At 64.9% G+C, this 12289-nt stretch carries 12 protein-coding genes and 2 pseudogenes; 5 read left to right on the forward strand and 9 right to left on the reverse strand.

The genetic code is table 11. The features are described 5' to 3' along the window. Positions 1-279: 279 nt before the first annotated feature. Positions 280-1119 (forward strand): universal stress protein, encoded by an 840-nt coding sequence (locus tag AWB83_RS27465; protein ID WP_143750115.1) that lies wholly within the window; start codon positions 280-282, stop codon positions 1117-1119. 42 nt (positions 1120-1161) lie between these two features. Here the strand turns inward: AWB83_RS27465 and AWB83_RS27470 are convergent, their stop codons facing one another. From AWB83_RS27470 to AWB83_RS27495, 6 genes and pseudogenes are all read right to left on the reverse strand, one after another. Then, positions 1162-1410: a hypothetical protein gene (locus AWB83_RS27470; protein ID WP_087048777.1), complete on the reverse strand. Its 249-nt coding sequence runs from the start codon at positions 1408-1410 to the stop codon at positions 1162-1164. Positions 1411-1465: 55 nt separating this feature from the next. Beyond that, entirely contained in the window at positions 1466-2164 is a 699-nt protein-coding gene (locus AWB83_RS27475; RefSeq protein ID WP_087048831.1) for a CBS domain-containing protein, read from the reverse strand. A 110-nt stretch (positions 2165-2274) separates the two neighbouring features. Then, positions 2275-2926, reverse strand: a pseudogene (locus AWB83_RS27480) (BON domain-containing protein). A gap of 56 nt (positions 2927-2982) precedes the next feature. Next, a complete protein-coding gene (locus tag AWB83_RS27485; RefSeq protein WP_087048832.1) occupies positions 2983-3414 on the reverse strand; it encodes an Hsp20/alpha crystallin family protein in 432 nt (143 codons plus the stop codon). A 167-nt stretch (positions 3415-3581) separates the two neighbouring features. After that, complete coding sequence (locus tag AWB83_RS27490; protein WP_159463083.1) at positions 3582-4559, reverse strand: universal stress protein; 978 nt, start codon at positions 4557-4559, stop codon at positions 3582-3584. 45 nt (positions 4560-4604) lie between these two features. Further along, a pseudogene (locus AWB83_RS27495) lies at positions 4605-5132 on the reverse strand (SDR family oxidoreductase); the annotation flags it as partial. Positions 5133-5438: 306 nt separating this feature from the next. On the opposite strand from AWB83_RS27495, the gene AWB83_RS27500 reads away from it, so the two are divergent. Further along, positions 5439-6551, forward strand: coding sequence for a PAS domain-containing sensor histidine kinase (locus tag AWB83_RS27500; protein WP_087048779.1), 1113 nt, complete (start codon positions 5439-5441; stop codon positions 6549-6551). A 43-nt stretch (positions 6552-6594) separates the two neighbouring features. Here the strand turns inward: AWB83_RS27500 and mgtA are convergent, their stop codons facing one another. Together mgtA and AWB83_RS27510 are read right to left on the reverse strand one after the other, a co-directional pair. Continuing rightward, positions 6595-9261: a magnesium-translocating P-type ATPase gene (gene mgtA / locus AWB83_RS27505; protein WP_087048833.1), complete on the reverse strand. Its 2667-nt coding sequence runs from the start codon at positions 9259-9261 to the stop codon at positions 6595-6597. Between the two features lie 116 nt (positions 9262-9377). Next, positions 9378-9638, reverse strand: a complete 261-nt coding sequence (locus tag AWB83_RS27510) for a lipocalin family protein (protein WP_159463084.1) — start codon at positions 9636-9638, stop codon at positions 9378-9380. 286 nt (positions 9639-9924) lie between these two features. Here AWB83_RS27510 and AWB83_RS27515 point away from each other — a divergent pair, with 286 nt between their 5' ends. From AWB83_RS27515 to AWB83_RS27525, 3 genes are read left to right on the forward strand one after another with little or no spacing between them, the layout of a single operon-like run. Beyond that, the gene (locus AWB83_RS27515) at positions 9925-10374 is read left to right on the forward strand and encodes a hypothetical protein (RefSeq protein WP_143750116.1); all 450 of its coding nucleotides are present in this window, start codon (positions 9925-9927) and stop codon (positions 10372-10374) included. Between the two features lie 5 nt (positions 10375-10379). Then, complete coding sequence (locus tag AWB83_RS27520; RefSeq protein ID WP_087048782.1) at positions 10380-11474, forward strand: phosphotransferase; 1095 nt, start codon at positions 10380-10382, stop codon at positions 11472-11474. After that, positions 11386-11979: a P-loop nucleotide/nucleoside kinase family protein gene (locus AWB83_RS27525; protein ID WP_244197915.1), complete on the forward strand. Its 594-nt coding sequence runs from the start codon at positions 11386-11388 to the stop codon at positions 11977-11979. The genes AWB83_RS27520 and AWB83_RS27525 overlap by 89 nt, the downstream gene beginning before the upstream one ends. Here AWB83_RS27525 and AWB83_RS27530 read toward each other — a convergent pair. Next, entirely contained in the window at positions 11976-12215 is a 240-nt protein-coding gene (locus tag AWB83_RS27530; protein WP_087048784.1) for a hypothetical protein, read from the reverse strand. The genes AWB83_RS27525 and AWB83_RS27530 overlap by 4 nt on opposite strands. Positions 12216-12289: the final 74 nt, after the last annotated feature.

Raw genomic sequence — 12289 nt, forward strand, 5'->3', positions numbered from 1 at the left:
TGATCGATCGGCAACGCTGCATGTTCTGCCATACCGTCGATACGCCGTTTCGGGCGCCCTCATTTCAGCAGATCTCCGCCCGCTACCGCGGCGTGCCTGGCGCAAGCGACATGCTCGAAAGCAAGCTGCGCAAGGGCGGGGAGGCGCACTGGGGCAAGGTCGCCATGCCGTCGGCCGCTGGACGGGGCGGCGGCCCGCTCTCGCGCGAAGACGCGCGCAGGCTCGTCCAGTGGGTGCTGAGCCAACGAGTAACCGACGTGCTCGTCCCGCGAGGCTCCGATGACCTACAAGACCGTTGCCGTCCAGCTCGATACGAGTGCGCACGCGGTGCGCCGCCTCGATGCCGCGGTGTCGCTCGCGGAGCGCTTCGATGCGCACCTGCTCGGCCTGTACTCCGACTTCACGCTCGATCCGCGCTTCTACTGTCAGGCGGATCTCTGGCACCGGTATGAAATGCCGCTTCAGGCGCTGTGCCTCGAGCGACGAGAGCGCGTCGAGCGCATGTTTCGCGGCAGGCTCGCCGCGTCGAAGGTGACGCGCGACTGGCTGGCGGATGAAATGACCGCAGGCTGTTCGCTGGTCGATCGCGCGCGCTGCGCCGGCCTGACTCTCGTCGGACAGCATGACAGCCAGGAGCCGGACGCTCACCTCGCCGACCGCTATCCCGAGCATACGATCATGGGCGCGGGCGGCCCGGTGCTGGTCTGGCCTCGTGAGCATGCTCCGAGCCCGCTCGACGGAATGGCGGTCATCGCCTGGGACGGAGGCCGGGAAGCGGCGCGCGCCGGGTTCGACGCCCTGCCGCTACTGCGTCGCGCGAGACGCGTCGACATTGTGTCGATTCGCGCCGAGCGGGACGCGCCCCTCGCCGACGGACGCGCCGCGCCGGACTTCATGCGCAGCCTGATCAGGCATGCAGTGAGCGTGAATGTCGTCGAGCTCACGGTGAGAGACAAGGCTCATGTCGAGGCCGCGCTGATGTCCTTCCTGCAGTCCGAACGCGCGCGGCTTTTGATCATGGGCGCGTTTCATCACAGCCGCCTGCGCGAAGCATTCCTCGGCGGTCTGACACGGGCAGCGCTGCGCGATGCGAATGTTCCCGTGCTGATGTCGAACTGACGCCGCGAGCGCGTAGCGTTCAACGAAGCAGGTCGGCAAGCGTCAGTTGAATCGGCGCGCTGCCTGGCCCCTGCTGGCGAGCTTGCGCGTCGCGACGAGCAGGAAATGCTCCGCGTCGGCCATGAAGAGATTTTTCATGCTCGCCTCTCCGATCCGCCTGACCTGCAGCAATTCCCTGAACACGCCTGCATCGACGCGAAAGACCTGTCGTCTCCCGTCGAGACTCCCGGTGAACTCCAGGAAATCCGGGTCAAGGCGCACCGGTGCGTCGAGCGTCAGTTCCTGAATCATCGCTTCGGCCCTCCGGACGCAGGAATTGCACGGCACGAAAGACCCGTGCCCATGCTCAGATGCCCGGCATGATCGGATAGGGAATCGTGTGATCCTCCACGCCCTTCACGCCCGGGATGTTCCACGACGCGATACGCATGGCGTCGAGTTGATCGCTCGACCACACCGTGCCCCACAGGTGCACGACGCCATCGCGCACGACGATATCGCGGCCCGGAAACGCCCAGCCGCGTCCGGTCAGCTCGCCCATCAGCATTGCGCGAATCTCGGCATCGCTTGCCGATGCGCCCGGCACAGGCTCCGGCACGCTGGCAGACGCCAGCGCCTGCACGAGATTCGAACGGCTGACGACGCCGACGAGCCGCCCGTCGCGCAGCACCGGCACGCGCTTGATGTGATGGCTTTCGAGAATGGACGCGATGTCCGCGAGCGAGGTGTCCTCCTTCACGCACACGGGCTCGCGGCTCATGATCTCCCCGACGGTGCGTGCGTGCGACCTGATGTAGTCGCCCGCGCCGCGATCCGTGCCAAGCAGCTCGAGCCACCACGACCGGCGCGTATGCTTCCTTTCGGTGTCGATCTCGTCCCGACGGAGCAAATCGCCCTCGCTGATCATGCCGATGACGTGCTCGCTTTCATCGACCACGGGTGCGGCGCTGATACGGTGCTGCGTCAGCAGCAGGGCCAACTCGTGCACCGTCGTTTCAGGCGTCACGGATACGACGGTGGAGGTCATTACATCGCGTGCTTGCATCATGGACTCCGGAGGGTTGGGTCAGGGGCGCTTTTCCGCACGTGTTCACGTTACGACCGGACACTTCGCGCGCCGTTGACGTGCATCAACCGCACGCGAACATCGGCCAATCAACCGAACTCCAGGTTATCGATCACTGCCGTCACGCCGCGCGTGGCCCACGCGGCGCCTCGTGCGGCATCACGTTCGGCTGCGCTGTCGACCTTGCCCCGAGAGCGTGACGGTGCCGTCTTCCACCTTGATCTCGATGTGCTTCGCCTCGCGTTCGGCATGACGCCTGAGCGCGCGGGCAATCTCGTCGCCGATATCGACGGCGGCGAGATCGCCGCGCACTTGAATCAGGTTCGTCACGCCGGTCACGCCTCGCATATGAGCGATGCCGCTCGCGGCCTTGTGGCTTTGATAAGCCCAGTCGACATCGCCGCGCAGTGTGACATGGCCCTTCTCCACCTGCACGTCGACGGCGCCTTCGGGCAGGCCGACCGTCCAGCGCAGCAGCGTATCCGCCGCACTCGCGATGTCGGAGTCATAGCGCACGTCGTGGTGAGGCAGGCGAACCTGCATCTCGACGACTACCGCCCTCACCCCGGCCACGCGACACGCGGCCTTTTCGGCGGCGAGTTTCTCCGAATAGCTCGCGGGATGCCCCGACAGGGTCACGATGCCGTTCGCAACCTGCACTCCGATCCGCGTTGCAAGCACTTCCGGCGTCCATTCGAGTTCCTCTTCCACGTCCTGCCTGATCTTCCAGTCCTCTTTCATGAGGCGTACCTCCGGGCTTCGATCTTGCGCGCGCAAGGCTGCGCATGGTCCCGCCATCAGTTGATCGGCAGGCGCTTCTGGTCCGCGGGCGTCTTCTTCGGCAGCGTCAGTGTCAGAATGCCGTCCTGATACTGTGCGCTCGCGCGGGTGTCGTCGATCTCGCTGGCGAGCGAGAACGTGCGACTGACTTCTCCCGTATGGCGTTCGCGGCGAATCACCCGCTCGCCTTCTTTTACTTCCTTGTGGCGCTCCGTCCTGGCGTGGATGGACACGGTGTTGCGGTCGAGCTTCACGTCGATGTCCTTCTTGTCGACGCCGGGCAATTCGGCCTTCACCTCATAGGCCGCATCGGTTTCGCTCACGTCGATCCTGACGTGTCCGAGCGGCGACTCATCGAGCGAGAAACCGCGCAGCGGGCGCAGCAGCCCTTGAAACAGCTCGGATACGGGCTCGATGGAAAAGGGATCGAAACGAGTCGGATTGCTCACGGGAGTCTCCTTGAGCATGGAGAAGAGAGGGCCGGCCGACGCTTGTCTTGTCCGACCGGCTTCTGTCTGGATTCCACGACCTTGTGCAAGGGCACCGGGTCACTTTAAAAGCCTTCGCCCTGGGGCGATTGACCTGCGTCAATCAGTACGCCTCGCATGGGCGATGCTCATGCAGCCCGGTTCAATTCGATCGGGCGACGGCGCGACAGCAGCAACGGCACCTCCGTAAGCTCGGTCACGCGGCCGGACACGGTCCCGAGCATCCAGCGCGCGACACCGCGCTGCCCGTGCGTGCCCATGAGGATCGCATCGGCGCTCCAGCGCGCCGCTTCGCGCACAATCGCATGCGCGACGTCGTCGCCGGCTTCCTCGGTGCGTACGAGCGCGGTATCGAACGTGAAGTCCTGCGCGCCCCACGATTGCGCGAAGGCGGTGCGCGCCCGGGTCAATGCCGCCTGGCCTTCTTCGAAGAATGCATCCTGAAGCGAGCCATGCGAGACGGCTTCACTGCCGCGCGCCGAACGGTCCAGCACATAGATCACCCTTACGTGGGCGCCAGGACTCGCGATCCTGATCCCGGCTCGCAAGGATTCGAGCGAAGCGAGACTGCCGTCCATCGCGCAAAGCAATCGGCGAGGACGCGTGGTCAGATCGTATGCGCGCCGCTGCGGCAGCACCAGCATCGAGCAACGCGCGAGGCCCGGCGCCTCTCGCGATGCACGCTCGGTCCATCGCAGCACGGACAAGTGCTGCCGCGCGCCGAGCACGACGAGGTCGGCGCCCCAGGCTTGGGCGGCTCGCGTAAGCGCATGGGCCGCGTCCCCGCCATCCTCGAACAGGTCGGCCATCTGCGCATCCGCGTCGATGCCCGCGTTCTTCAGACAGACCTGCGCCCGGCTCACGCTTGCCTCGACGCCGCGCCGCAACTGCGCATGGGCGGCGCTCAAGTTGAAGAAACCGAGCGGCGCGTGCGGGATCATCGCGCGTGCGTTCTCGAGCAATCCGACGATGCGCACGCTCGACCCGGCATCGGCGAGCGCGCTGACGAGCGCCGCGGCGTTCGCCCGGTCTTCCGTCGAATCGATGCATAGCAGAATGCGTCCGAAGGCCGCGCGCTGCTTGCCTTGGGCTGGCGTGTCGCTCATGTGGACCTCCATGCGCTTGCCTCGCGATGAAGCGCCTGTCATGCGTCAGTGCATGTGCATGCCGCCGTTGATCGCGAGATCGGCGCCGGTGATGAACGCGGCCTCGCCGGTTCACAGGAACGCCACGAGCGCCGCCACTTCCTCGGGTCGGCCGAGCCTGCCGAGCGGAATCTGCGGCAGGATCTTCGTGCGCATCCCCTCCTCGGGCACGGACTGGACCATCGCCGTCGCCAGATAACCGGGCGAGACCGTGTTCGCCGTCACGCCCGCCTTCGCCACTTCGAGCGCGAGCGCCTTGGTGAAGCCGTGAATGCCCGCCTTGGCGGCCGCGTAATTTGCCTGGCCGAACGCGCCGCGCGCACCGTTCACGGAGCCGATGTTCACGACGCGCCCGAAGCCGCGCTGGATCATCGCGCCGATGTATGGCTTGGTCATGTTGAAGAGCGCGTCGAGATCGGTGCGCATCACCGAATCCCAATCGGCCTTGCTCATCCTGACTGACGGACTCCCTCTTCGCCCTGCATGGCGCAATGACGCCGTGCACATGGCCCCAACTCTAAGCGCGAGTGCTCGAACGCCATTGATCCACGTCAACGGCCGATCACTCATGAGGCGTTGGCGTGAATCAATCGAGCCGGCACACGGCGCATCACGATAGCGCGCATTTGAACGCACTCATGCGAGGGGCCGCCGTGGATTCGAACGCTTACGCCGCAGCGCGCGATACTGAAAACCATCTCATCGTGAGCAAGGCTTTTTTCCCCAGGCGTGACGGCACTTTCCGCTACGTCTAAACTGGAGACCCGCCGACAAATATCGCCGGAAAAGCGGCCTGTGCGTCGAACACTGTGTTTTTTCGCATCACCAGAGAGACCTCAGATGCGCGATTCGAGCAACCTGCCGACGCAGACCGATGACGCGCCCCCTCAGAACGCATTGGCATCGATCTTGCAGACGGACGCGCACTTCCGACTTCTGGTGGAATCCGTTCAGGATTACGCGATCTTCCTGCTCGACACGCATGGCAACGTCGCGACCTGGAACAACGGCGCCAAGCGGATCAAGGGCTACGAGGCCCACGAGATCGTGGGCCGTCATTTTTCGGTGTTCTATCCGCTCGAGGACATTGCAAGCGGCAAACCGCAGAAGGAACTCGAAACGACAGCGCAAACGGGTCGTGTCGAGGACGAGGGCTGGCGCATCCGCAAGGATTCGACGCGTTTCCGGGCGAACGTCGTCATTACCGCGCTGCGCGACAAGCAAGGCAAGCTGATCGGCTTCGCCAAGGTCACCCGCGACATGACCGACCGTCTGCGGCTCGCGGAACTGCAGCATGCGTGCGAGTTGTCCGCGCATGTCCAGGCGGCGCTCGAGAAGGAGCGCGCGTCCATCGCGCGGGAACTGCATGACGATCTGGGCCAGCAGCTCGCGGCGCTCAAGATGCAGCTCGCCAATCTCGATTCCGGCAGCGGCAACGGCCCTGCACGGCAGACGCACGCACTGCAAGCGCAAATCGATACGATCATCGCATCGGTCCGAAGGATCGCGGCCGGCCTGCGTCCGCCCGTGCTCGACGAACTCGGCCTCTTCGCCGCGATCGAATGGCTCGTCAACGACGTGCGCCGCCGCTTCGGCCTCGCCATCGACCTGGATATCGAAGGCGAAGAAGCCGAATTTCAGGCGTCCGCGGCCACTTCGATCTTCCGTATCGTGCAGGAAGCGCTCACCAACATCGTCCGGCATGCCCATGCGAGCGAGGTGCGCATCGCCATCGTCTGTGACGAGACCCGTTGCACCTTATCCATCGAGGACAACGGCCGTGGCGCGCAACCAGACAGGCCTCATGCCGCCAACACGTTCGGCCTGCTCGGCATGGGCGAGCGCGTGCGGCAATTGAACGGCGTCATCGCGTTTCGCAGCGCGCCCGGCGATGGCTTTCGAATCGACGTCGACATTCCGGTGAACAGGCTCATCGCACGCGGCGCGGATTAGCCGCACCGCGGATCATTCGATGGAGGTCGGGCGCGCTGTGACCTCAGCTCAGCCCGAACCGCCGCACGAACCAGCGTTTGAGGAAGTGCGTCGACAGCGCATAGCCCGCGAGAATCGCGAAGAGCCCGGCCCAATAGGCTCCTGGCAAGGGCACGAAGCCCAGCAGCGCACCCGGCGACAGATAAGGCAGGACCATGCCGAACGCCGCGATTGCAAGGCTCGTGGCGATCAGCGCCGCACTCGCGCGACTCTCGATGAAGGGCACCTTCGCGGTGCGGATGATGTGAATGATGAGCGTCTGGCTCATCAGGGATTCGACGAACCAGCCCGTCTGGAACAGCGGCGCATTGCCCCAGGCATGGAACACATGGAGCATCATGAAGTAGGTGACGTAGTCGAACACCGAGCTGATGGGTCCGATCAGCACCACGAACTTGAAGATGGTGCCGATGTCCCAGCGCCTCGGCATCGCCAGATAGTCCTCGTCGACGTTGTCGGTCGGAATGGCCGCTTGCGAGAAGCCGTACAGAAGATTGTTGGTGAGCACCTGAATCGGCGCCATCGGCAGGAACGGCAGGATGATGCTCGCGCCGAGCACGCTGAACATGTTGCCGAAGTTCGAGCTCGCCCCCATCTTGATGTACTTGGTGATGTTGCCAAATACCTTTCTGCCTTCAAGCACCCCCTCGTTGAGCACGGCGAGGCTCTTCTCGAGCAGGATGATGTCAGCCGATTCCTTGGCGATGTCGACTGCGCCGTCCACCGATACGCCCACGTCCGCCGCCTTCAGCGCGGGACCGTCATTGATGCCGTCGCCCAGAAAGCCGACCACATGCCCGCGCCGGCGCAACGCATCGATAATGGCCGCTTTCTGCGCGGGCGAAACCTTGGCGAACACGCTCGCGCCTTCTGCGAGCGCCTCGAGCGCGTGCGGCGAGAGCGACTCGATGTCCCTGCCCAGCACGATGCGATCGGCCGCATGCCCCACCTCGTGGCAGATCTTGCGCGTGACGATATCGTTGTCGCCCGTGAGGATCTTCACCTGCACGCCGCTTGCCGCCAATGCCGCGAGCGCGGCCGCGCAGGTTTCCTTGGGCGGATCGAGAAACGCGATATAGCCCAGCAGCGTCAGATCCTGCTCGTCGGCCGCACTATAAGGACGCGACTCTTCGGGCAAGCTCCTGCACGCGACCGCGACCACGCGAAAGCCGTCCGCGTTCAGCTCGGCAGTCGTGCGTTGCGCATCGGCGAAGTGACTTGCATCGAGGGAACCTTCTTCGGCGTCGGTCGCATAGCGCGTGCAGACCGCGAACACCTCCTCCACCGCGCCCTTGCAGATGAGCAAGCGCTCGCCGTGCCCGCGTGACAGCACCACCGACATGCGCCGCCGCTCGAAATCGAACGGCATCTCGTCGATCTTCCGGTACTCGCCCGATATCCTCAGGCGCTCTTCCATTTCCACGTGCTGGAGCACCGCCACATCGAGCAGATTCTTCAGGCCCGACTGATGCAGGCTGTTGAGATAGGCGTACTCGAGCACGCGGCCGGACTCGTCGCCATGCACGTCGAGATGCCGCTTCAGGATGATGCGGTCCTGCGTGAGCGTGCCGGTCTTGTCGGTGCAGAGCACATCCATCGCGCCGAAATTCTGGATCGAGTCGAGACGCTTGACGATCACCCGCTTCTTCGCCATCTCGATCGCGCCCTTGGCGAGATTGACCGTCACGATCATGGGCAGCATTTCCGGCGTGAGTCCCACGGCGACCGCGACGGCGAAGAGCAATGCCTCGAACCAGTTTCCCTTCGTCAGACCGTTGATGAAGAACACGAGCGGAACCATCACCGCGATGAGGCCGATCATCATCCACGTGAAGCGCGTGATGCCGCGGTCGAAGCTCGTCAGCACGCGCTGCGCCGCGATCATGCCCGCGACATGGCCGAACGCGGTGCGCGGCCCGGTGAGCGCCACCACGCCGCAGCCGATGCCGCTCAACACCGAAGTGCCCGTAAAGCAGATGTTCGAGAGATCGAATGGCGTTTGGGCGGCATCCGTGGCGGCATGCGCGAACTTCTCGACCGGCATCGATTCGCCGGTGAGCGCGGACTGGTTGACGAACAAGTCCTTCGCCGAGAGGAGCCTGAGATCCGCGGGCACCATGTCTCCCGCGGAAAGCAGCACGATGTCGCCGGGCACGACATCCTCGATCGGCACTTCGACGTGACCGGCCGCATCGGCATCTGCTGCGCCGGTGCGACGGCGTACGGTGGCGGTCGTGCGCACCATGCGGCGCAGTGCATCGGCTGCCTTGCTGGAGCGATGCTCCTGAAGGAAGCCGAGCCCGACGCTCAGCACCACCATGACGACGATCACCGCGGCCGCGCGGCGGTCTCCGAGGTAGACCGAAACCGCCGCAAGCGACAGAAGAAGCCCGTTGAGCGGATTGACCGACCTGCCGACGAGTTCACGCAGCGCGCCGTGCCGCCGCACGCGCGCGAGATCGTTCGGCCCGTGCAGCCGCAGTCTTTCCGCGGCTTCCTCGGGTTCGAGTCCCGCTGCCGCGCTCGACAGTTTCGTGAGCGCCGCATCGGCATCGAGTTGCGAGAGTCCGTGCAGGATCTCGGGCGACTCGCCGAGCTGCGTCACCGCCGCCGCCGCGTGCAGTCGATGCGCATCGTCGAAACGCCCGAGTGCCTGCCGGATATCGTGCATCGTCGTCGCGCGATGGATCACGCCGTCGTGGAGCCACGGCAAGCGTCGCACCGATCGGCGCGATGCGCTTGACGCACGTCAAGCGAGGATCTCGCGAATCCCGATGAGCTTCGCATTCAGCGCACGCCATGGAAGCCCGGCTTGCCGACCTGCTCGGGAAACTGCACCACCTTTCTGAAGCGCGCCGTGTCGAAGCCCAGCGCATCCAGCCTCGTCAGCATGGTCTGATAGGTCTCCTCGCTCATGCCGGGATGGCGCGAGAGTATCCACGCAAAATCCTTGTCGGGCGTTGCGCGCGCCGTGTACTCGTAATCCGGATCCACGTACACCGTGAGCACGATGAACTCGAACGGCCACAACGGACGCACCCGCCACACGGAATTTTTCGCGCCGTGCTCGGGCTCGCGATGAACGTGCTGCCGCTCTCGGGCTGGTCGAAGCCGTGCTTGCGGCCGACGACGGCATCCTCGATGCGGCCCTCCTCGACGTACGTTCGCCTGATTCGATCGCATCATCCTGCCGCCAGTGCGCCGCAAGCCGCTTGACGTGTATCAAACCCCTCGCAGCCCCGATTGCTGCGCGATGAGCGAAGTGTTGACCTGAGTCAAGCGGCAGGCCCGGCCGTGCGCGCACAGTCGCGGTCATGCCTGAAGGAGAAAGCGGATGACGCACACACTCACGCCATCGTTCGAACCCGCGCCGATGGCCCGGAGACCTGCGGAACGACGCCCGCAAGCGGCGCACATCCGGCGGCGCGACGCGGTTGCGGCCGTCGCAGCCATATCGATGGCGCTGGCGTTTTGGGCGCCGTCCGCCATGGCGCAGCCCGACGCATCCGACGCCCCGTCGGGGGAACGTCGGATCGTCGCGCCCGCGACCACCGACCCTTTGGTAACGAGGCGCAACGCCACCGCGCAAGCCAATGCCGAGTATCGCGCTTCCAGACAGCTATCCAAAGACGAACGACGCGCCGCCGTTGCCGAGGCGAACGCGCGCTACAAGGAAGAAGTCGCCAACGCCCGCATCAACCGCAAGGCGGATCACGCGGCCGCCAGCATCGCGCTCAAGGCAACTGAACTGGATCAGCCGTCCGCGCCGAACCGCTCACATTGAACGTCATGCCCGATACGCCGCGCAAGCGAGGCGGCCGGCATCACTTGCGCGCCGTCGATGCGGCGATGCGCCGGCCCCGAACCTATCCTCACCCCGCCGGACGCATCGAGCGAATCGAGACGCACATCTCGCTCGTCTATCTGGCGGGCCGCTTCGCTTACAAGATCAAGAAGCCCGTCGACCTGGGGTTCCTGGACTTCTCCCGCGCCTCGGCGCGCCGCCGCGCATGCGAGGACGAATATCGTCTCAACCGCAGGCTCGCGCCGCGCATCTATCTGCGTGTCGTCTCCCTCGTGCGCCGCGGACGCGGTTTTTTGATCGGGCGCGCCGGCGATGCGGTCGAATACGCGGTGATGATGCGCCGCTTCGACGGCAAGCGGATCCTTGCGGCGCTGCTGAAAGCCGGAGCGCTCGACGGCAGGATCCTCGAAAACACGGCGCGTTGCATTGCGAGCTTTCATCGGGCCACGCCGCACGCGCCACCCGATCGCCTCTATGGATCAGCTTCCTTGTTCGCCGGCCAGCTTCGCGCGGTGCTCGAAAGTCTGCACAGGGAAGCGCTGGGTGCCGTGTCCAACGACCTCACCACCTGGTGCGAAGCGGAACTTCGTCGGCTCGGCACGTTTTTCGATGCGCGACGCGCACAAGGCTTCGTGCGTGAATGCCACGGCGATCTGCATCTGCAAAACATCGTTCTACAGGGTGCGAAGCCTGTGATCTTCGATTGCATCGAATTCGATGGGGCGTTGCGATGGATCGACGTCGTGAGCGACCTGGCCTCTCCTCGTCATGGATCTCGAGGCGCAAGGCTGCGACGCGCTGGCGGCACGCGCGTTGACTGCATGGCTTCTCGCGACCGGCGATTACGCGGGCTTGCGGGCGTTGCGGCTCTATATCGTTTATCGGGCGCTCGTGCGAGCGCTGGTCGAGACATTGAAATCGCACGATGCCGATGCGCGGCGCTATTTGGACCTGGCATCGCGAACGGCGCGCGGCTCGTCACCGTGCCTGCTGCTTTGTCATGGCTTCTCGGGCTCCGGAAAATCTCGCGCGAGCGAGAGTCTCGCGCCGCTGATCGGCGCGGTGCGCCTCGTCAGTGATATCGAGCGCAAGCGCACGACGTCCTTCTCGCCGCCGGACTTCGAGCGGCTCCCCGGCGAGACGTACGACCCCGACAGCATCGACAGGCATTACGATCATCTGCTCACGCTGACCCGTCATGTGCTGGACGCAGGTTTGGCGACTCTCGTCGACGCCACGTTTCTCAACCGCGTGCATCGCGAACGCTTCGTGCGGCTCGCGAGCGAGCTGGCCGTGCCCGTTCTCATACTGGACTTCCAGGCCCCGGACGCCACGTTGATCGCGCGCGTTGCGGCGCGTGCACGGTCTGCCCGTGCATTTTCGGATGCGGACGTGTCAGTGCTCGACTTGCAACGCCTGCATGCCGAGCCCTTGAGCCGCGACGAACAAGGCATCACGGCGGCGATCCGCACGGACGTCGATCCCGCCATGTTCGATGACCGCGCGTACTGGCGCGAGCTGCTGGCGCGGCTGGATCGACTCCGCAGGCGAGCCGCTTGCCCGCCGCAGGCTGAACTCACCTAGACATCGATCGTTCTCGAGGCGCGCAGCCGGATCCAGGTCATGCCTTCCGCCAACCCGGCGAGCACGGCTTCGCGCTCGTCGTCGAAGGTGCGAGCGTGCCTGAACCGGTGCACGAAACGCCCGCCCTCCACATCGCGCTGTTCCACGCCAATCGAGCATACGACGCCTTCCGGCGTTTGCTCCGTGTTGCAGGTGACGCTCCAGTCCGCGTCGTCCACTTGTCCCTTGAGAGACATGACGATTCCCCTTCCACGATGAATGCATTGCTTGCAGCGCGTGATCCTGCAGAGCGCCGGCGATGTCGACTCTA

Source organism: Caballeronia ptereochthonis (assembly GCF_001545075.1).
Taxonomy (GTDB): Bacteria; Pseudomonadota; Gammaproteobacteria; order Burkholderiales; family Burkholderiaceae; genus Caballeronia; species Caballeronia ptereochthonis.

Bases quoted from the DNA above. Each gene is read 5' to 3' on its own strand.
- AWB83_RS27490 (WP_159463083.1), bottom strand. From the start codon at position 4,559: ATGAGCGACACGCCAGCCCAAGGCAAGCAGCGCGCGGCCTTCGGACGC.
- AWB83_RS27500 (WP_087048779.1), top strand. From the start codon at position 5,439: ATGCGCGATTCGAGCAACCTGCCGACGCAGACCGATGACGCGCCCCCT.
- AWB83_RS27520 (WP_087048782.1), top strand. From the start codon at position 10,380: ATGCCCGATACGCCGCGCAAGCGAGGCGGCCGGCATCACTTGCGCGCC.
- AWB83_RS27470 (WP_087048777.1), bottom strand. From the start codon at position 1,410: ATGATTCAGGAACTGACGCTCGACGCACCGGTGCGCCTTGACCCGGAT.
- AWB83_RS27475 (WP_087048831.1), bottom strand. From the start codon at position 2,164: ATGCAAGCACGCGATGTAATGACCTCCACCGTCGTATCCGTGACGCCT.
- mgtA (WP_087048833.1), bottom strand. From the start codon at position 9,261: ATGCACGATATCCGGCAGGCACTCGGGCGTTTCGACGATGCGCATCGA.
- AWB83_RS27530 (WP_087048784.1), bottom strand. From the start codon at position 12,215: ATGTCTCTCAAGGGACAAGTGGACGACGCGGACTGGAGCGTCACCTGC.
- AWB83_RS27515 (WP_143750116.1), top strand. From the start codon at position 9,925: ATGACGCACACACTCACGCCATCGTTCGAACCCGCGCCGATGGCCCGG.
- AWB83_RS27465 (WP_143750115.1), top strand. From the start codon at position 280: ATGACCTACAAGACCGTTGCCGTCCAGCTCGATACGAGTGCGCACGCG.